Origin of the sequence: Pannonibacter sp. XCT-53 (genome assembly GCF_009915765.1) — a bacterium.
Lineage (GTDB): Bacteria > Pseudomonadota > Alphaproteobacteria > Rhizobiales > Stappiaceae > Pannonibacter > Pannonibacter tanglangensis.
Genome location: NZ_JAABLQ010000002.1, coordinates 209,323 through 227,651 on the forward strand (window position 1 = coordinate 209,323; position 18,329 = coordinate 227,651).

15 protein-coding genes are annotated in these 18,329 nt (G+C 66.3%); 10 read left to right on the forward strand and 5 right to left on the reverse strand.

Annotated elements, in window-relative coordinates; genetic code table 11:
* Window positions 1-98 precede the first annotated feature (98 nt).
* Window positions 99-365 (forward strand): DUF2312 domain-containing protein, encoded by a 267-nt coding sequence (locus tag GWI72_RS15720; RefSeq protein WP_161677280.1) that lies wholly within the window; start codon window positions 99-101, stop codon window positions 363-365.
* Window positions 366-795: 430 nt separating this feature from the next.
* Here GWI72_RS15720 and GWI72_RS15725 read toward each other — a convergent pair whose 3' ends face one another.
* Both GWI72_RS15725 and GWI72_RS15730 read right to left on the reverse strand, forming a co-directional pair.
* A complete protein-coding gene (locus tag GWI72_RS15725; protein ID WP_244314368.1) occupies window positions 796-2,523 on the reverse strand; it encodes a DUF882 domain-containing protein in 1,728 nt (575 codons plus the stop codon).
* A gap of 406 nt (window positions 2,524-2,929) precedes the next feature.
* Window positions 2,930-4,444 carry a sigma-54-dependent transcriptional regulator gene (locus tag GWI72_RS15730; protein WP_161709305.1) on the reverse strand — a complete coding sequence of 505 codons (1,515 nt, stop codon included), beginning with the start codon at window positions 4,442-4,444 and terminating at the stop codon, window positions 2,930-2,932.
* Window positions 4,445-4,669: 225 nt separating this feature from the next.
* On the opposite strand from GWI72_RS15730, the gene GWI72_RS15735 reads away from it, so the two are divergent.
* The 7 genes from GWI72_RS15735 (at window position 4,670) to GWI72_RS15765 (ending at window position 12,405) form a co-directional block, all read left to right on the forward strand.
* Window positions 4,670-6,493: a M3 family oligoendopeptidase gene (locus GWI72_RS15735; RefSeq protein ID WP_161709306.1), complete on the forward strand. Its 1,824-nt coding sequence runs from the start codon at window positions 4,670-4,672 to the stop codon at window positions 6,491-6,493.
* A complete protein-coding gene (locus GWI72_RS15740) occupies window positions 6,490-7,410 on the forward strand; it encodes a heme-dependent oxidative N-demethylase family protein (protein WP_161677276.1) in 921 nt (306 codons plus the stop codon). Before GWI72_RS15735 ends, GWI72_RS15740 begins: the two co-directional genes overlap by 4 nt.
* 53 nt (window positions 7,411-7,463) lie before the next feature.
* Complete coding sequence (locus GWI72_RS15745; protein ID WP_161709307.1) at window positions 7,464-8,879, forward strand: ABC1 kinase family protein; 1,416 nt, start codon at window positions 7,464-7,466, stop codon at window positions 8,877-8,879.
* A 126-nt stretch (window positions 8,880-9,005) separates the two neighbouring features.
* Complete coding sequence (locus GWI72_RS15750) at window positions 9,006-9,287, forward strand: aa3-type cytochrome c oxidase subunit IV (RefSeq protein ID WP_179956198.1); 282 nt, start codon at window positions 9,006-9,008, stop codon at window positions 9,285-9,287.
* A gap of 76 nt (window positions 9,288-9,363) precedes the next feature.
* On the forward strand, window positions 9,364-10,503 hold the full coding sequence (locus GWI72_RS15755; RefSeq protein ID WP_161709308.1) for a Re/Si-specific NAD(P)(+) transhydrogenase subunit alpha: 1,140 nt from the start codon (window positions 9,364-9,366) through the stop codon (window positions 10,501-10,503).
* Window positions 10,504-10,515: 12 nt separating this feature from the next.
* Window positions 10,516-10,995, forward strand: coding sequence for a proton-translocating transhydrogenase family protein (locus GWI72_RS15760; protein WP_161709309.1), 480 nt, complete (start codon window positions 10,516-10,518; stop codon window positions 10,993-10,995).
* 12 nt (window positions 10,996-11,007) lie between these two features.
* Complete coding sequence (locus tag GWI72_RS15765) at window positions 11,008-12,405, forward strand: NAD(P)(+) transhydrogenase (Re/Si-specific) subunit beta (protein WP_161677272.1); 1,398 nt, start codon at window positions 11,008-11,010, stop codon at window positions 12,403-12,405.
* A 125-nt stretch (window positions 12,406-12,530) separates the two neighbouring features.
* Here GWI72_RS15765 and GWI72_RS15770 read toward each other — a convergent pair whose 3' ends face one another.
* A complete protein-coding gene (locus GWI72_RS15770) occupies window positions 12,531-14,345 on the reverse strand; it encodes a potassium/proton antiporter (RefSeq protein WP_161709310.1) in 1,815 nt (604 codons plus the stop codon).
* A gap of 197 nt (window positions 14,346-14,542) precedes the next feature.
* Between GWI72_RS15770 and GWI72_RS15775 the strand changes: the two genes are divergently transcribed.
* Window positions 14,543-15,154 carry a pseudouridine synthase gene (locus tag GWI72_RS15775; protein ID WP_390806741.1) on the forward strand — a complete coding sequence of 204 codons (612 nt, stop codon included), beginning with the start codon at window positions 14,543-14,545 and terminating at the stop codon, window positions 15,152-15,154.
* A 57-nt stretch (window positions 15,155-15,211) separates the two neighbouring features.
* On the opposite strand, the gene GWI72_RS15780 is transcribed toward GWI72_RS15775, so the two are convergent.
* Entirely contained in the window at window positions 15,212-16,063 is an 852-nt protein-coding gene (locus GWI72_RS15780; RefSeq protein ID WP_161677470.1) for a tetratricopeptide repeat protein, read from the reverse strand.
* A gap of 254 nt (window positions 16,064-16,317) precedes the next feature.
* Window positions 16,318-16,536 carry a 30S ribosomal protein S21 gene (rpsU, locus tag GWI72_RS15785; protein WP_161677269.1) on the reverse strand — a complete coding sequence of 73 codons (219 nt, stop codon included), beginning with the start codon at window positions 16,534-16,536 and terminating at the stop codon, window positions 16,318-16,320.
* A 371-nt stretch (window positions 16,537-16,907) separates the two neighbouring features.
* On the opposite strand from rpsU, the gene GWI72_RS15790 reads away from it, so the two are divergent.
* Entirely contained in the window at window positions 16,908-18,293 is a 1,386-nt protein-coding gene (locus tag GWI72_RS15790) for an MATE family efflux transporter (RefSeq protein WP_208995911.1), read from the forward strand.
* Window positions 18,294-18,329: the final 36 nt, after the last annotated feature.

The window sequence follows — 18,329 nt, forward strand, 5'->3', positions numbered from 1 at the left end:
GATCCGGCTTGACCGGCGGGTGAGAAACTGGCACGGCAATGCACCCAGATTCCCCCGCCGGAGGCTCCGGCGCAGTTCATTCCAACAGGAGATTTCGCATGTCTTCAGATCCGGGCGGCGTGGCCGCGGACCAGCTGCGGGCCTTCGTCGAGCGCATCGAGCGGCTCGAGGAGGAAAAGAAGGTCATTTCCGACGACATCAAGGACGTCTATGCCGAAGCAAAGGGCAACGGCTTCGACGTCAAGATCCTGCGCAAGGTGATTTCCCTGCGCAAGAAGCAGCCGCACGAGCGCGAAGAGGAAGAGGCCATCCTGGATCTCTATCTGCAGGCACTCGGCATGCAGGGCTATATCGGCAACGAGTGAGCCGGAACGCCTTCACGGCAATCAGGAAGCGGCCCATGTGGCCGCTTGAGGTTGATGACAAGCCTACTCACCGTCATTCCGGCCCAGCTGAGCGTCAGCGAAGCGCCGAGCCGGGATCCAGAGATCAGCCGCGCGAAGCGCGACAAACCAGTCGGTCGCTAGTCGTATCGAGTTGACTTGGTTTTGGGCTCGCTTGCGCTCGCACAGACATGCTGGATCCCGGGTCAGGCCCGGGACAGGCCCCGGATCTGCGGTTCGCGGAACGCTCACCTTGTCCGGAATGACGTCGGAGAGGTCGAGGTTTGTCAGCAGTCTGAAGCGGCCCATGTGGCCGCTTTTTTTGTTCGGGCTCGCGTCTTGCTGGCTGGTACCAATCAAAAAAAGGGCGGCCACGGGCCGCCCTTTTGAACTTTTCCTGCCGAGTTCCCGATCAGCGGGTGAACACCACGGGCAGGACCGAGATGGCCGTGCCGGTGAAGGTGTCGCTGCGCAGGTTGTCATAGGGCTGCGCGCCGAAGCCATGCTTGATGAAGCGGTTGCCGGCCGTCAGCAGCGATCCGATCTGCCGCTGGTTGGGATGACTCATGTCGGCGAAGCTGATGCTGCGCAGGGTCGAGGTGCCGGAGATCAGCTCGGGCGACGACTTGTCCGGCAGGCTGGCGAAGCCGGCCAGCGGGTCGACGATCACCGGCGGCGGCACAAGGCCCGACACCGTCGGGGCAGGCTTGGCCGGCTTGCGCAGGTCCTTGGCCATCTTGGCTGCGGCGGCCGCAGCCTTCATCTGGAGAACCTGGCGGCTGGTCATCTGCGGTTCGGTCGCGGCCGGAGACGCATAGGCGAGGGCCGAGGTGCTCATCTGCGGCTTGCGCAGCGGCTCCGTGCCGGTCGCGGCGGCAATGGCAGCCATCGGATCGCTCGCCGGGATCTGCGGTGCCGGACGGGGCGTTGCCACCGGGGCCGCAGCGGCGAGAGCCAGTTCACGCGGCTTGGCAGTCGGAACGACACTCAGGGCCGGCGTCTGGCCACGGCCTTCCGCAGCCTGGAGCAGGGCCGGGCCGGAAGCCGCGTTTTCCGCAAGGACATCTTCGGCGGACCGCGCGTTCGGATCGACGGCGGCGACCTGGAACGGGATCGACTGGGGCGCCTGGTCTTCGGTCTGGGGCTTGCTGCGCGGCGGCGCGGCGGCGATCACCGCTTCTGCTGCGGCAGGCGCCGGCGCAGGAGCGGGACGTTCGGCCGCGGCGACGGCAACCGGGGCCGGCGGCGTGCGCACGCCCGGCGCCTGGCCGACTGCGCCCGGACGCTGCTGCTGCTGCTGCTGCTGCTGCTGGCGGGCGGGCTGCTGGCGGGTGGGCGCCTCGCGGCCCGTGGCTGCGGCTTCCTCGACCTCGTCATCCTCACCGGAGAACAGGGTGGCGAGGAACCCACGGCTGGTGCCCGGAGCGGGACGGACCAGGTCGCCGTTCTCGCCCGAACTCAGAACCTGGCCGGTGGTGACGGAGGAGCCGCCCTCATCGTCCTCGCCACCGGAGGCAATCACGATGTTGGACGAGCCGCGACGGCCGGCTTTCAGATCAGCCAGGGCCTGCTGGTAGCCGGGCATCGGCTTGCCATCGGCCGGGATGTGAACGGTGCGGCCATCGGGGAACACCCGGGCCAGCTGCTGCCGCGACATTTTCGGCCAGTGGCGGACGCTGCCGGTGTCCAGATGCACGAAGGGCGAGCCCGAGGTCGGGTAGAAACCCACGCCGCCGACCTGCTTGCGCAGGCCTGTGGCGCGCAGCGTGGCCAGGTCGACGCCCGGAATGAAGAAGTCCATCGCCTTGCCGAGCGAGTGCTGGCTGTTCTTGGCGACGCCACGCGAGCGGGAGCGCAGCATGTTGTTCGTGGCCGGAGAGCGGTAACTCGACACGACGTGGATGTAGTCGTTGCCGCGCACCTGCTGGTAGACCTCCCAGACGAGGTCGAGCAGCTTCGGATCGATGTTGGTGATCTCGTTGCGGCGCCAGTCGCGCAGGAAGCGGTTGGCCTCACGCAGGCCCGAGGGAATGTAGCGACCATCCTTCTTGAAGGTGATCTGCACCCGTTCCTTGGTGTGCGTGTTGTAGAGCTTCAGTGTGCGCGTTTCCGCGCTGGCTGCCGACAGATCCGGCGCCATGACCGATGGCCCAAGGAAGAGAGCGCCCATCAAACACATCAGGGAGGCGAAACGCTTTACCCCAACGACGGCGCTGCTTCGGACTAACCGTTCACGCAAATCACATCTCGCAGTCTGAAGGCCTTGCAGCCAATACTCACCCCCCGGTGACGAGAGTGAGACTAGCCGCCTCAGGTTAAAAACTTTTTACCGTGTTTCCATCTGAGCCCGAAGAGTGGCGGAATTGCAACGGCGTGTCCAGTATGTGATCGACGGGGGCTTGAAAGTGGTAAACATCTGAAGAATATGCAGTATTCGATTTTTCTGCAGTTTCCTCAGTGTTGTGGCCTTCGGCGGGAGACGGGTTGTGCCCCGAAAATATCGGCCATTGCTGCCCCTGCAAATCAGAATCCTGTGAATAAATCGCTTATTCGGCGGCGTCCTGGGCTTCGCCGTCCTCCAGTCCGTAGTCCTTCAGCTTGCGGTAAAGGGTCGAGCGGCCGATGCCGAGGCGCTTGGCAACTTCCGTCATCCGGCCACCGTAATGGCTGATGGCGGAGCGGATCATTTCCTCTTCCACGGCTGCAAGCGTGCGCATGTGTCCGTCGTCATCGAGGCTGCGCATGAAGCCGAAGGGGGCTGCCCCGCCGATGCCGCCGAAGCCCGCGTCGGGCTGCGGCTGGGAGGCTTGCGTGGGGGTGGCCGTCCTGACCGGCCGCTCCAGATCCGGCACGGGCAGGGGATGGTCGATGGCGGCGGCCACCTGCGGGAAATCCTCGGCGACGAGCTGGTCACCGTCGCACAGCACCACGGCGCGGAACACCGTGTTCTCGAGCTGGCGGATGTTGCCGGGCCAGGAATAGGCCTGCAGCATGTCGAGGGCCTCGGTCGAAATGCCGGAGACCTGCGTCTTGCCTTCCTCTGCAGCAAAGCGGGCGAGGAAATGCCGCGCGAGGGCAGGGATGTCCTCGCGGCGGTCGCGCAGCGGCGGGATCCAGATCGGGAAGACATTGAGGCGGTAGTAGAGATCCTCGCGGAAGCCGCCTTCCTTGACGAGATCGATCAGCCGGCGATTGGTCGCGGAAATCAGCCGGAAATCGACCTTGACCGGGCGGCGTGACCCGATCGGGTCGATCTCGCCTTCCTGCAACGCGCGCAGCAGCTTGACCTGCACGTCCATGGGCAGTTCGCCGACCTCGTCCAGAAACAGCGTGCCGCCATGGGCTTCCTGGAACTTGCCGACATGCTTGTCGACGGCGCCGGTGAAGGCGCCCTTCTCGTGGCCGAACAGGATCGATTCCACCAGATTGTCCGGGATCGCGCCGCAGTTGACCGTGACGAAGGGCCGCGACTTGCGTTCGCCGGAGCCCTGGATCGCCCGGGCGATGAGCTCCTTGCCGACGCCGCTCTCGCCCTCGATGAGGATCGGAATGTTGGAGGACGCGGCGCGCTGGCCGAGGCGCAGCACGCGCTCCATGGCCGGCGAGCGGGTGATGATGTCGTTGAAGGTCAGCGTGCCCGAGGTCCGCTTGCGGATGCGGCTCAGCTCGCCCTCCAGGGCGGAGACCTTCATCAGGTTGCGGATCGAGACCTCCAGCCGCTCCGGGGCGACCGGCTTGACCACGAAGTCCTGCGCGCCGGCGCTCATGGCATTGACGACCGTGTCGATGCCGCCATGGGCGGTCTGCATGATCACCGGCACCGCGATGCGCTCGGCGCGGATCTTGCGCAGGGCGCCGAGTCCGTCGAGCTCCGGCATGACCATGTCCATGATGACGAGATCGATGTCGGCCCCTTCCGGACCGGTCATCACGCGCACGGCCTCTGCGCCGTTCTCGGCGCTGCGGACGCGGTAGCCGAAACGGGTCACGGCCTCCTGCAGCAGCCGCCGCTGGACCGGATCGTCATCGACTACAAGAATGCGTCCGCTGGCTGACTGCATGACCTTACCGCCCGGATTGCTGGTGCCTGTCTCAATTCGGGCCATCTTGGTCGGCATCGGGTAAACAAATCGTCCATACTCGGACAAGGTGACGGAGATATCCGCAATTGCCGAGAAGGGGGCTTCCGCCCTAAACAGGGAGCACTGCCCCGCGAGGGGCCCCTTGCCCGCACGACAGACGGACCGCGCCGGCGCTGCCGCAGCCGGTCCCGAACCGGAGGAGTCATGACCCGCATCGAAATCGCCCGCTCTCCCGCCAGCGCCGGTGCCGCCCTTGGCAATCTGCCGGAATGGGATCTGTCCGATCTCTATGCCGCCCCCGACGCACCGCAGGTGAAGGCGGACCTGGAGGCCGCCCTCGACCGCTCGCGGAGTTTCGAGACGGCCTACAAGGGCAATCTGGCGCGGCTCGCTGCGGAGGATCCGGAGGCCCTGCTGGCCGCCGTGCAGTCCTTCGAGGATCTCGAGGACCTGCTGGGCCGCCTCATCTCCTACGCGGGGCTCGTCTATGCCGGCAAGACGACCGACCCGGCACGGCAGAAGTTCTACGGCGACATCCAGGAGAAGGTGACGACGGCCAGCTCGCATCTCCTGTTCTTCTCGCTGGAGCTGAACGGCATCGACGACACGGTGCTGGAAACCGCCCTGGCGGATCCGGGGCTGCGGCACTACCGCCCCTGGTTCGAGGACCTGCGCAAGGAAAAGCCGTATCAGCTGGAAGATCGCGTCGAGCAACTGTTCCACGAGAAGTCCGTCACCGGACGCGGTGCCTGGAACCGCCTGTTCGACGAGACCATCGCGTCGCTGCGGTTTTCCGTCGACGGCGAGCCGCTGCCGATCGAGGCAACGCTGAACCTGCTGCAGGACAGCTCGCCCGTACGGCGCAAGGCGGCAGCCGATGCCCTCGCCGAGACATTCAAGGCGAACTTGCGCGTCTTCACGCTGATCACCAACACGCTGGCCAAGGACAAGGAAATCTCCGACCGCTGGCGCAAGTTCGAGGACATCGCCGACAGCCGTCACCTGGCCAACCGGGTCGAGCGCGAGGTGGTGGATGCGATGGTCGCTGCGGTGCGCGATGCCTATCCGCGCCTGTCCCACCGCTACTACGCGCTCAAGGCGCGCTGGCTCGGCATGGACAAGCTCAATCACTGGGACCGCAACGCACCGCTGCCGGAAGCGGACAACCGCGTCATTTCCTGGGCCGAGGCCCGCGACACGGTGCTGTCGGCCTATGCCGGCTTTTCGCCGGAGATGGCCGAGATCGCCGGCCGGTTCTTCGATCGCGGCTGGATTGACGCCCCGGCCCGGGAAGGCAAGGCGCCGGGTGCCTTTGCCCATCCGACCGTGCCGAGCGCGCACCCATATGTCCTTGTCAACTATCTGGGCAAGACCCGGGACGTGATGACGCTGGCGCATGAGCTGGGCCACGGGGTGCATCAGGTGCTGGCCGGGCCGAACGGCCCGCTGATGGCGCCGACGCCGCTGACCCTGGCGGAGACCGCCAGCGTCTTCGGCGAAATGCTGACCTTCCGCTCCCTGCTCGACAAGGCGGACACGCCGCGGGCCCGCAAGATCCTGCTCGCCGGCAAGGCCGAGGACATGATCAACACGGTCGTGCGCCAGATCGCCTTCTACACCTTCGAGCGCAAGGTGCATTCGGAGCGGCGTACCGGTGAACTGACGGCGGAGCGGCTGGGCGAGATCTGGCTGGAGGTCCAGCGCGAGAGCCTCGGGCCGGCGATCCGCCTCGGAGACGGATACGAGACCTTCTGGACCTATATCCCGCACTTCATCCATTCGCCCTTCTATGTCTATGCCTACGCCTTCGGCGACTGCCTGGTGAACTCGCTCTATGCGGTCTACGAAGACGCCGATGCGGGCTTCCAGCAGAAGTACTTCGACCTGCTCAAGGCCGGCGGCACCAAGCACCACAGCGAGCTTCTCGCCCCCTTCGGTCTCGATGCGACCGACCCGGGCTTCTGGAAGCGCGGCCTGTCGGTGATCGAGCGGATCATCGACGAGCTGGAGGCCATGGACGGCCGATGAAGGCAGCGGAGACGGGACCGGCGGCCCCGTTCCGCCACACGCCTTATGATGGCTCGAAGAAGCCCTTCACCATCGGCCTCGAGCCGGTGGCGACGGAGCACTGGTTTGATCCGGACGGAAATCTTGCCCGGCACCTGGCGCGCAAGGCCGAGCTGATCGCCAGCCGGCGCGACGTGGTGTTCCGCGCCGAGCCCGGCACGGAGGCGGCGCAGGAAGAGACCTTGCGGCTCCTTGCGTCGCATCTGCCTGCCACCCACCCCGATCTCTACGGGTTGACCGGGCCTGGACTGAGTGTGACGGGAAGCACTGTGACCGTCGCCCTTGAGGCCGACGAGCCCGCGCTGCTCAGGGCCAGCCGGCTGGTCCAGGATGATCTGGTGCTGATGCGCAAGGGCGCCGACGGGTACAGGATCGCCGCCGCCTCGCTGTGCTTTCCCTCGTCGTGGTCCCTTGCGGAAAAGGTCAGCCGGCCGATGAGCGTCATCCACGAGAATGTTCCCGGCTATGCCGGGCGCATGGGCCAGACGGTTGACCGCATCTTCGACAACCTGCGCGACGGCCAGATCATCGGTCGCTACAACTGGTCGATCTATGACGACGACGACCTGCACCATCCGGAGGCCAAGCAGCTGACGCCGCAGGTCGGCACGGTGGACGGCTCGCTGCTGGCCGCGCTGTTCGTGCGGGTGGAGCGCCAGACCCTGCGCCGGCTGCCCGCCTCCGGCGACATCCTGTTCACGATCAAGATCCATCAGGATCCGCTCATGCTGCTCGCGACCCATCCGGAGGGGCGCCAGCTTGCCGCCGGACTGGCCGCGCAGCTGCGTGCCATGGAGCCCGCGCAACTGGCCTACAAGGGACTGACCGGACACAGGGACCGGCTGGCGAGCGATCTGGAGAGCCTCGCCGCCTCGTAAGGACGTCAGACGGGCGTTGCCCCTTGCACAGGCCGCCAGCCAGGGAAGCGAAGATGGCGAATGACAGGAATCAGTCCGGTGACAGGCCGGGGGCGTCGGCACGGGACCGGGAGGCCAACCGCCTGTCGGCGCGGGTCGGGCGCTATGCCCGTGTCGGCACCAATGTCGGCGGGATCGCTGCGAAGCTGGCCGGAGCCCGCCTGTTCGGCATGGAGCTGGACAACGAGAAGGGGGCCGCGGAGCTGGCTGCCGCGCTCGGCGGCCTGAAGGGGCCGCTGATGAAGGTGGCGCAGCTCCTGTCGACCATCCCGGACGTGCTGCCGCCCGAGTATGCGGCCGAACTGGCCAAGCTGCAGTCGAACGCTCCGCCGATGGGCTGGGCCTTCGTCAAGCGCCGGATGCGCGCCGAGCTGGGCGATGACTGGCAGGGGCGCTTTGCGGCCTTTGACAAGGAACCCTCGGCTGCCGCATCGCTCGGCCAGGTCCACCGCGCGACCGGCCCGGACGGCCGCACGCTCGCCTGCAAGCTGCAGTATCCCGACATGGCCTCGGCGGTGGAGGCGGACCTGAAGCAGCTGGCCCTCCTGTTCTCCGTCCATCGCCGGATGCAGTCGGCCATCGACACCCGCGAGATCGCGAAGGAGATCTCGGAACGGGTGCGCGAGGAACTCGACTACACGCGCGAGGCGCGGCAGATGGCCGTCTACCGGCACGTGCTCGCCGACGAGCCGCGCATCCGCGTGCCCGATGTGGTCGACGAGCTCTCGACCCAGCGCCTCCTGACCATGGGCTGGCTGGAGGGCGGGCCGATGCTCGCCTGGAAGGACGCGAGCCTCGATCTGCGCAACCGGCTGGCCGGGACCATGTTCCACGCCTGGTGGCATCCCTTCAGCCATTACGGCGTCATCCACGGTGATCCGCATCTCGGAAACTACACGGTGTTTGCGGAAGGCAACGAGCCGGGTGGCATCAATCTGCTCGACTACGGCTGCATCCGCATCTTCCCGGCCCGTTTCGTCGGAGGTGTCGTCGACCTGTACAAGGGACTGCTGCACGACGACGAGGCACGAATCGTCCACGCCTACGAAAGCTGGGGCTTCAAAAGTCTGACCCGCGAGCTCATCAATGTCCTCAACATCTGGGCCAGATTCATCTATGGTCCGTTGCTGACGGACCGGGTGCGCGCCATCGCTGATGGCGTCAGCCCGGCTGAGTACGGGCGCCAGGAGGCGTTCCGCGTGCAGAAGGCCCTGAAGGAGCTGGGTCCGGTCACGGTTCCGCGGGAATTCGTGTTCATGGACCGTGCGGCCATCGGGCTCGGCGGTGTCTTTCTGCATCTGCGCGCGGAGCTGAACTTCTATCGTCTGTTCAACGAACAGATCGACGGCTTCGAGGTGAAAAAAATCTCAGAGAGCCAGCGAACTGTTTTGGCCAAAACTGGGCTAGCAAGCCCGGCGGAGGCAGCGTAATGACAGGTTCGGACCGGATGTCATCCATGCGGAGACTTTCGGGCCGGATCACCTTGTCGTGTCGGATTGTTTCGCATGACGAAACTGTCCACCACCACTAGTGACCAACAGTCGGGGTTATTATTGATGTCGAACAACTCTTCTTCCGCAATGGACTATGCCGAGCATGAGCGCACGTACGAGGGGTTCATCAACTTCTCGAAGATCGGCACCATCGCCGTCCTGACCGTTGTCGTGATCCTGATCATGTTCGCCTTCGGCGGTACGTCTGCGGTTGTCTTCGGCTGGATCCTCATGATCGCCAACCTGCTGTCCATCGCGGCCGGCATGGCCATGGGCGACAAGGGATGGATCCCTGCCACGGCCGTCTTCGTCCTGTCGGGTCTGTTGGCCTTTGTGACCGTCTGACCGAGCGCCGCCCCCCGGGGCGGCGTTTTCGTCGGTGGTATCCGTCGCTGCTTTGTTTTCCCTGGGAGGGCCTGGAATGAGGATAGCTGTGCCGCGCGAGAGCGACGCGGTGGAAACCCGCGTCGCGGCAACGCCGGAGACCGTGAAGAAGCTGAAAACGCTCGGCTTCGAGGTTACCATCGAAACGGGAGCGGGCACGACCTCGCGCATCCTGGACGCCGACTACGAAGCGGCCGGCGCGGTCATCTCCGCGGACGCGGCGGCGACCTATGCCGGGGCCGACGTTGTGCTCAAGGTTCGCCGGCCGGATGCGGCCGAGCTGAAGCTGATCAAGTCCGGCGCGCTGGTCATCGCGATCATGGACCCCTATGGCAGGGACGCCGAGCTGGCGGCCATGGCCGAGGCCGGGGTCTCCGCCTTTGCGATGGAGTTCATGCCGCGCATCACCCGCGCACAGGTCATGGACGTGCTCTCGTCGCAGGCCAACCTGGCCGGCTACCGCGCGGTGATCGACGCCGCGTCCGAGTTCGACCGCGCCTTCCCGATGATGATGACCGCCGCCGGCACGGTTCCGGCCGCGCGCGTCTTCGTCATGGGTGCGGGCGTCGCCGGCCTGCAGGCCATCGCCACGGCCCGCCGGCTCGGCGCGGTGGTGACGGCGACCGACGTGCGCCCGGCCTCGAAGGAACAGGTCGAATCGCTCGGCGCCAAGTTCATCGCCGTCGAGGATGAGGAGTTCAAGCAGGCGGAAACGGCCGGCGGCTACGCCAAGCCGATGTCCGAGGCCTATCAGAAGAAGCAGGCCGAACTTGTGGCCTCGCACATCACCAAGCAGGACATCGTCATCACCACGGCGCTGATCCCGGGCCGGCCGGCTCCCCGTCTGGTGACGGCGGAGATGCTGGCCAGCATGAAGCCCGGGTCCGTCGTCGTCGATCTCGCGGTCGAGCGTGGCGGCAACGTGGAAGGCGCCCGCGCCGGCGAGGTTGCGACCGTCTCCGGCGTCAAGATCGTCGGGCACCTGAACGTGCCGGGCCGGATCGCGGCCTCGGCCTCCGCGCTCTATGCCAAGAACCTGGTCGCCTTCCTGGAGACCATGGTCGACAAGGCAAGCAAGACGCTGAAGCCGAACTGGGATGACGAACTGGTCAAGGCGACCGTGCTGACGCGCGACGGGGCGGTGGTCCATCCCGCCTTCGCGGCGGCCCAGTCGTAAGGGGGGGACGAGATGAGCGATGTGAATCAAGCCGAGACGCTGGAAAAGGCGCGCGCTGCCGCCGAGGCCGCGCGCGAGGCGGCCGAGACGGCGCAGGAAGCGGCGGCCGCAGCCCAGTCCTATGCCGACCAGATTGCCGGAACGGCGACCGATCTGGCGGTGCGGGCAGCCGAGGCGGTGGGGGCCAGCGCGATCGAGCCCTTCGTGTTCCTGCTGTCGGTCTTCGTGCTGGCGATCTTCGTCGGCTACTACGTGGTCTGGTCGGTGACCCCGGCCCTGCACACGCCGCTGATGGCGGTGACCAATGCGATCTCCTCGGTGATCGTCGTGGGCGCACTGCTGGCGGTCGGCGTCGACCTGTCGCATGGCGACGGCGCGCTGATGGCGCGGATCTTCGGCTTCATTGCCCTGGTCCTGGCCAGCGTCAACATCTTCGGCGGGTTCCTCGTGACCAGCCGAATGCTCGCCATGTACAAGAAGAAGCAGCGCTGAGGAGGCCGATCCATGTCTGCAAACATCACGGCCGTTCTCTACCTGATCTCCGCCGTTCTCTTCATCATGGCCCTGCGTGGCCTGTCCCATCCGGAAACCTCGCGCCAGGGCAACACCTACGGCATGGTGGGCATGACGCTGGCCGTCGTGACCACGCTGTTTGCCACGGGCGTGACCTTCAGCTCCGCGCTGATCATCATCGCCGGCGTGGCCATCGGTGGCGGTGCCGGCGCGGTGATTGCCCGCCGCATCCCGATGACGGCCATGCCGCAGCTGGTTGCGGCCTTCCACTCGCTGGTCGGCCTGGCGGCGGTGTTCGTTGCGGCCTCCGCGCTCTACGCGCCGGAAGCCTTCGGCATCGGTGAGCCGGGCAACATCCACGCCCAGGCGCTGATCGAGGCCTCCGTCGGGGCGGCCATCGGTGCAATCACCTTCACCGGATCGGTCATTGCCTTCCTGAAGCTCGACGGCCGCATGTCGGGCAAGCCGATCATGCTGCCGGGGCGCCACGCCATCAACATCGGCCTCGCCGTTGCCCTCGTGGTTCTGGTCGGCATCCTGGTTGCCACCGAGAGTGCCGTGGCCTTCTGGCTGGTGGTTCTCGTCGCCTTCGTGTTCGGTGTCCTGATCATCATCCCGATCGGCGGCGCGGACATGCCGGTGGTCGTGTCGATGCTCAACTCCTACTCGGGCTGGGCCGCCGCCGGCATCGGCTTCACGCTCGGCAACATGGCCCTGATCGTCACCGGTGCACTCGTCGGCTCGTCCGGCGCGATCCTGTCCTACATCATGTGCAAGGGCATGAACCGGTCGTTCATCTCGGTCATCCTTGGCGGTTTCGGCGGCGAGACCGCAGCGGCCGGCGGGGCTGGCGGAGGCGAGCAGCGTCCGGTCAAGCAGGGCTCGGCCGACGACGCGGCCTTCATCATGAAGAATGCCTCGAAGGTGATCATCGTCCCGGGCTACGGCATGGCGGTTGCCCAGGCGCAGCATGCGCTGCGCGAGATGGTCGACAAGCTCAAGGCCGAGGGCGTCGAGGTAAAATACGCGATCCATCCGGTCGCGGGCCGCATGCCCGGTCACATGAACGTGCTGCTGGCAGAAGCCAACGTCCCCTATGACGAGGTGTTCGAGCTGGAAGACATCAACTCGGAATTCTCGCAGGCGGACGTGGCCTATGTCATCGGCGCAAACGACGTGACCAACCCGGCCGCCCGCGACGATCCGCAGTCGCCGATCTTCGGCATGCCGATCCTCGACGTGGACAAGGCCGGCACCGTGCTCTTCATCAAGCGCGGCATGGGCTCCGGCTATGCCGGCATCGAGAACGAACTCTTCTTCCTCGACAAGACGATGATGCTGTTCGGCGATGCCAAGAAGATGACCGAAGAGATCGTCAAGGCCCTCTGAAGGCCGGATGGACGACCTCTCTCGCGACACAAAGGACGGCCCCGGAAACGGGGCCGTTCTGCTTTGTGCAAGGCCCTTTATCGCCATCCCGGCCCGGGCCCGGGGCCGGCTCCGCGCGACGCGGACTAACCCTGTCCGCCCTTGCTTGCCAGTCTTGCCCGCAGCAGCTGCCACAACTCCCGGCCGCTCTGGAACAGGGGCAGGTTGGGTGTCTTTTCCGTCTCCTCGATCGACAGCCCGACCTCCGAGATGGCCCCGTCCGCATCAAGGTCGCGGACGATCAGCTCGACCTCGCCGCAGCTGATACGATCACCTACCTCTGCCGTGCCGCCGAGCCGCTCGGTCATGTGATCCCGGATCGAGACCGGCGGTTGCGCCGGGTCGACGAGGCCGGACAGGCCATAGGCTTCGGCCAGGGCCGACATCGGCTGGTGCGGGTCGATGACGAACTTGCCATAGAAGTCCTCGTCGTCGAGTGTCAGACGGACGGGGCTGGCGAACAGCCGGTCAAGCAGACGGATGTATTGCGGCGCCACGAACATGTAGACGAGATCGTCCGTCTGCAGGCGCCCGGCATACTGGTAGCGCATGGAATGGCCGTCGCGCACGACAAGGGAGGGGCGGGCCCAGCGGGGCAGGCGCTCGTCGCCGAGCGCGACGGGGCTCTCCGCCGCCACCTTGTAGACGACCAGCTCATGGTCGCCTCCGCCGGGGAGTTCCAGCTCGAGGCGCTCGACCGGCCCCATGCGTGCCGGCACGATGAGGCCCAGTTTCCGGGCCATCGGTGCAATCGTCCAGCCCTGCAGCATCAGCGAGACCAGCACGACGATGTAGGCAGTGTTGAACAGGAGCTGCCCGTTCTCCATGCCACCGGCGAGGGGAATGATGCCGAGAAGGATCGAGACCGAGCCGCGCAGGCCAACCCAGGAGATGAAGGCCGTCTCGTTGCGCTTGTAGCCGAAGGGCAGCAGGCAGAGCCAGACGGCGAGCGGACGGCAAACGAAGGTGAGGACCAGCGCAAGCAGCACCGCCGGGATGGCAATGGCCAGGAAGTTCGACGGTGTCGCCAGCAGGCCGAGGGTCAGGAACATGGCGATCTGCGCCATCCAGGTCAGGCCCTCGAGAAAGCGGCGCAGGCTGACCTGGCCCTGCAGCTGGTTGTTGGCGGCAACGATGCCGGCGACATAGACGGCAAGGAAGCCGCTGCCCCCGATCATGCCGGTCAGCCCGAACAGCACCAGCGCGAAAGACAGGATGCTGATCGGATAGAGGGTTCCCTCCAGCCGGATCACCTTCGCGCCCGCAAGCACGACATAGCCTCCGAACAGGCCGAAGAGCAGGCCGAAGCCCATCTGGATGCCGAAGCCCTTGAGCATCTCCAGCCAGGCATTCTCCTGGCTGCCGCCGCTCAGGATCAGCTCGACGAGGATGATGGTGAGAAAGATGGCCATCGGATCGTTCGAGCCGGACTCCACCTCGAGCAGGGAACGGACCTGATCGCGGATGGTGATGCCGCCGACGCGGAGCAGGAAGAACACGGCGGCCGCGTCGGTCGAGCCGACGATCGCGCCGAGCAGGAAGGCCTCCAGCCACGGCAGGCCGAACAGAAAATGGGCTGCAACGCCGACAAGCCCGGCTGTCAGCAGGACGCCGACCGTGGCCAGCATCAGCGCCGGTGCTGCCGCCTGGCGGATCGAGCGCATCCGGGTGTTGAAGCCGCTGTCGAACAGGATGATCGCGAGGGCGAGGCTGCCGATGAAATAGGCCGAGCCGGCGTCATTGTAATGGATGCCGAGACCGTCCTCGCCGGCCAGCAGGCCGACGCTGAGGAACACGAGCAGCAACGGAGCACCGAAGCGGAAGGCGAGCGCGCTGGTCATCACCGAGACCAGAACGAGACCGGCGCCGATCAGGGTGACGGGAAACAGAAGATCAACCATGCCCTGGCCCCAGCCGCCCCCGTCCTCGCGTCATCGTTCGCCGACCCTCACCGTGTCTCGTCCCTAGCAGGCTAGCCTTAAAAAAACGCCAGAGTTGGGCAACCATTGCGTTTCAGGGGACAAAACGTCATACGCGTGGCATGCACGACACACAGCCGATCCCTTTCGACTATCTTCCGCCGGAGGGCCCCCTTCAGGTGCTTCATGTCGATGAGGATGTCATCGTCGTGGTGAAGCCCTGCGGCCTGCTCAGCGTCACCGGACGCGGCGAGGATCGGCAGGACAGCCTGGTGACCCGGCTGGCGGCCCAGATCCGTGGTGCCCGCATCGTCCACCGCCTCGATCTCGACACGTCTGGCGTGATGGTGCTGGCCCGCAACGCCGAGGCCCATCGTCGCCTGTCGATGCAGTTCGAGCGACGGGAGACGGGCAAGGCCTATGTGGCCCGCGTCTGGGGCGAGGTGGCTGCAGAGGCCGGAGAGGTCGACCTGCCGCTGATCGTCGACTGGCCCAATCGCCCGAAGCAGAAGATCTGTGCGGTCGAGGGGCGGCCGGCGCTGACGCGCTGGTCCGTGCTGCGCCGTGAGGGCCCGACGACGCTGATGCAGCTGGAACCGGTGACCGGCCGCTCGCATCAGCTGCGCGTGCACATGCTGAGCCTTGGCCATCCGATCGTCGGCGACAGTCTTTATGCGCACGAGCAGGCGAGGCTGTTCAGTCCCCGCCTGGAGCTGCACGCCCGGGACCTGAGCTTCCGGCACCCGATGACGGGCGCGGACATGGCCTTCGGCACGACGGTGCCGTTCTAGGGGGCCGTTCTGGGGGGCCGTTCTGGGGCGCCGTTCTAGCCGGGCCCCGCCGCAGGCTCAGGAGCGGCTGACCCGGCCCAGCCCCTCGCGGGCGAGCTGGTTGCCGCTGTCGAGGCCAAGCGCGCGGTTGTAGTTGCGCTTGGCGTCCTCGACCTGGCCCAGCATTTCCAGCGCCACGCCCCGGTTGGCCCAGGCGATTGCGGAGTTCTTGTCGAAGTTCACCGCTTCGGACAGGTCGGCCAGCGCCGCCTGCGGATCGTTCATCTTCATGTAGGAGATGCCGCGGGCGATGTAGGGTTCCGAGGCCTTGGGATTGAGCACGATCGCGGTCGAGAAATCCTCGATGGCGAAGCTGTGCTGCCCCTGGGCCTGATAGATCAGGCCCCGGTTGTGGAAGGCACGGGCGTCGTTGGAGTTGCGCCGGATGACCGCATCGAAATCACGCAGGGCTTCCGGATAGCGGCCGGCGAGACGATAGGTGTTGCCACGACCGACGAGGGCGGCGTCGTAGTCCGGCTTGATCTGCAGCGCCCGGTCGTAATCGGCGACTGCATTGGCCATGTTGCCCCGGCGGCGCTCAACCAGCGCGCGGTTGGCATAGGCCTGGTAATTGCCCTGGTCGATCTTCAGGGCGGTGTTGAAATCCTGCATCGCCAGATCGAGCTTGCCGGCCTTGCCGTAAGCCACGCCGCGGGTGTTGTAGGCGTTGGCATCCCGCGGGTTGGACTTGATGACTTCGGTCAGCGACGCGATGTTCGCGCTCGAACCTGCGGCCGTGTCGATCGGCACGCCGCTGTAGATGTCCGATGTCTGGCAACCTGCCAGCGCCAGAGCTGCCACGAGAGCCAGAGCAAGAGCACCGCCCCGGCGGGAGGCCGGCGTACGGTGAAGGCGAAGAGTGCACGGCATCTGGGTCATGAGGTATCCACTACATCGGCGAGCTGGGACCGCTGGTCCGGGTCTTGCCCCGAGGCTTGTTGCGCGTCTGGTCCGGGAGCGACAGTCGGCCGACCGGGGCACGGTCTGCCGGTGCGAACCCGGTCGGTACGGACGGTGCAGTGTCACCGGCCGTTTGGCAATGGTCGGCACGGCGGAGTCACGAAAAGACCGGCCGGAGGGCCGACCGGTCAGACCGTGAAGCGGTGCTCGACTGGAGGCGCGGGTCAGGCGCGGCCGGTCAGCAGACCTTCGCGCTGCGCACGCTTGCGGGCCAGCTTGCGGGCACGACGAATGGCTTCCGCCTTCTCGCGAGCCTTCTTGACGGAGGGCTTCTCGTAGTGGCCGCGGAGCTTCATCTCGCGGAACACGCCCTCGCGCTGCAGCTTTTTCTTCAGCGCCCGAAGCGCCTGATCAACGTTGTTGTCGCGAACCAGAACCTGCACGCGTCTAATCCCATCCTGCCACAGCCGCCATCAAGCGCGGACGTGTTGTCGAACATGATTGCTTTCCGAGATGAAGCCACGCGCACGAAGCGCCAGACACGGCGGTGCGGATACTTCCCTCTCAGGCGCGCGTACTTACCAGAAACAGCCGGTTTTGTCCACCTGACTTGCGATCCGGTCGGACGGGCGTGCCGGTTTCTGTGCTCCGTGCCCTGTGTCTGGACAGCCGCACGCAAACCAACTACCTCTGGTCTGCCCGATTGTCTTTTCTGTCCTTCTGGTGTGCTGTCCGCTCTGCGCTCCCTTGCGCCGACCGCCGGACCCGTCGGTCTGCCCGATGCCGCGCATCCACCCGTCTCTGGAGCTTGCGTGTGTCGACAAAGCCCGCCCTGACCCTGCCTGCGCTCTGGCGCAGCGACATCGCGCCCACCCTGACGCTCGGCCTGCCGCTTGCCGGGGCTCAGCTGGCGCAGATGGCCATCACCACCACCGACATCATCATGGTCGGCTGGCTTGGCCCGGTCGAGCTGGGTGCGGTCGTGCTTGCGAACAACCTCTACATCCTGTTCTGGTTCTTCGGCATGGGCATGACCCAGGCCATCATCCCGCTGGCGGCCCAGGCGCTGGGTCGCAAGGCCCCCCGCGATCTCCGCCGGACAGTGCGGATGGGGCTCTGGGCGGTGGCGCTCTACTGCCTGCCCGTGTGGGCGGTGCTGTGGTTCACCGAGGAGATCCTGATCCTGCTTGGCCAGTCGGCAGAGCTGGCCGCCCTTGCGGCGGACTACATGCGCGTCATGCAGTGGACCATGCTGCCGGCGCTGGCGATCATGGCGACCCGCGCCTTCGTCACGGTGATGAACCGGCCGCAGATCGTGCTCTGGGCGACCATCGGTGGTGCCGTTCTCAATGCCGCGCTCAACTATGTGCTGATCTTCGGCCATTTCGGCTTTCCGCGGCTCGAGCTGGTCGGGGCGGCCATCGCCTCCTTCTGCACCCAGCTGCTCGCCTTCCTCATCCTGGCTGCCTATGTGGTCACCCAGCCGCGCCTGCGGCGCTTCAACATCTTCGGCCGGCTGTGGCGGCTCGACTGGCCGGTGTTCTGGCAGATCCTGCGGATGGGCGCGCCGATCGGCCTGACGATCGTGGCCGAAGGGCTGCTGTTCACCGGTTCGACCATGATGATGGGCTGGGTCGGGACATTGCCGCTCGCGGCGCATGGCATCGCGCTGCAGATTGCCTCGATCACCTTCATGGTGCCGCTTGGCATCTCGCAGGCCGGCATGACGCGCGTCGGGCTGGCTGCCGGTCAGCGTGACCTTGACGGGATTGCCCGGGCCGGCTGGACGGCGCTCGGCCTGACGCTGGCCTTCATGGCGCTGGCGGCCATCGCCTTCTGGACCATTCCCGGCGTTCTGGTGTCGCTGTTCCTCGACATGGACAATCCCGCCTCGCAGGAGGTGCTGGCGATTGCGGTCGGGCTTCTCGGCGTGGCGGCGGTGTTCCAGATCGCCGACGGCGCCCAGGTGGCCGGGGCCAGCATCCTGCGCGGGCTGGGCGACACGCTGACCCCGCTGCTCTATGCCATGGTCGGTTACATGGCCATCGGCATGACACTGTCCTACGTGCTGGCCTTCCCGCTCGGTCTTGGCGGCATCGGCATCTGGTGGGGGCTGGCCGGTGGTCTGGCCTCGACGGCGGTGCTCGCGATCTGGCGCTTTGCCCGCCGCCGGGAGGTCGGTCTGCTGCCGGCCACCTGAGCGATCCTTCTGTGGCTCAGTGCCCCGGTCAGGACC

Excerpts from the sequence above, each read along its gene's own strand:
- GWI72_RS15720 (WP_161677280.1), top strand. The coding sequence starts at position 99 with ATGTCTTCAGATCCGGGCGGCGTGGCCGCGGACCAGCTGCGGGCCTTC.
- GWI72_RS15725 (WP_244314368.1), bottom strand. The coding sequence starts at position 2,523 with ATGGCGCCGGATCTGTCGGCAGCCAGCGCGGAAACGCGCACACTGAAG.
- GWI72_RS15730 (WP_161709305.1), bottom strand. The coding sequence starts at position 4,444 with ATGCAGTCAGCCAGCGGACGCATTCTTGTAGTCGATGACGATCCGGTC.
- GWI72_RS15735 (WP_161709306.1), top strand. The coding sequence starts at position 4,670 with ATGACCCGCATCGAAATCGCCCGCTCTCCCGCCAGCGCCGGTGCCGCC.
- GWI72_RS15740 (WP_161677276.1), top strand. The coding sequence starts at position 6,490 with ATGAAGGCAGCGGAGACGGGACCGGCGGCCCCGTTCCGCCACACGCCT.
- GWI72_RS15745 (WP_161709307.1), top strand. The coding sequence starts at position 7,464 with ATGGCGAATGACAGGAATCAGTCCGGTGACAGGCCGGGGGCGTCGGCA.
- GWI72_RS15750 (WP_179956198.1), top strand. The coding sequence starts at position 9,006 with ATGTCGAACAACTCTTCTTCCGCAATGGACTATGCCGAGCATGAGCGC.
- GWI72_RS15755 (WP_161709308.1), top strand. The coding sequence starts at position 9,364 with ATGAGGATAGCTGTGCCGCGCGAGAGCGACGCGGTGGAAACCCGCGTC.
- GWI72_RS15760 (WP_161709309.1), top strand. The coding sequence starts at position 10,516 with ATGAGCGATGTGAATCAAGCCGAGACGCTGGAAAAGGCGCGCGCTGCC.
- GWI72_RS15765 (WP_161677272.1), top strand. The coding sequence starts at position 11,008 with ATGTCTGCAAACATCACGGCCGTTCTCTACCTGATCTCCGCCGTTCTC.
- GWI72_RS15770 (WP_161709310.1), bottom strand. The coding sequence starts at position 14,345 with ATGGTTGATCTTCTGTTTCCCGTCACCCTGATCGGCGCCGGTCTCGTT.
- GWI72_RS15780 (WP_161677470.1), bottom strand. The coding sequence starts at position 16,063 with ATGCCGTGCACTCTTCGCCTTCACCGTACGCCGGCCTCCCGCCGGGGC.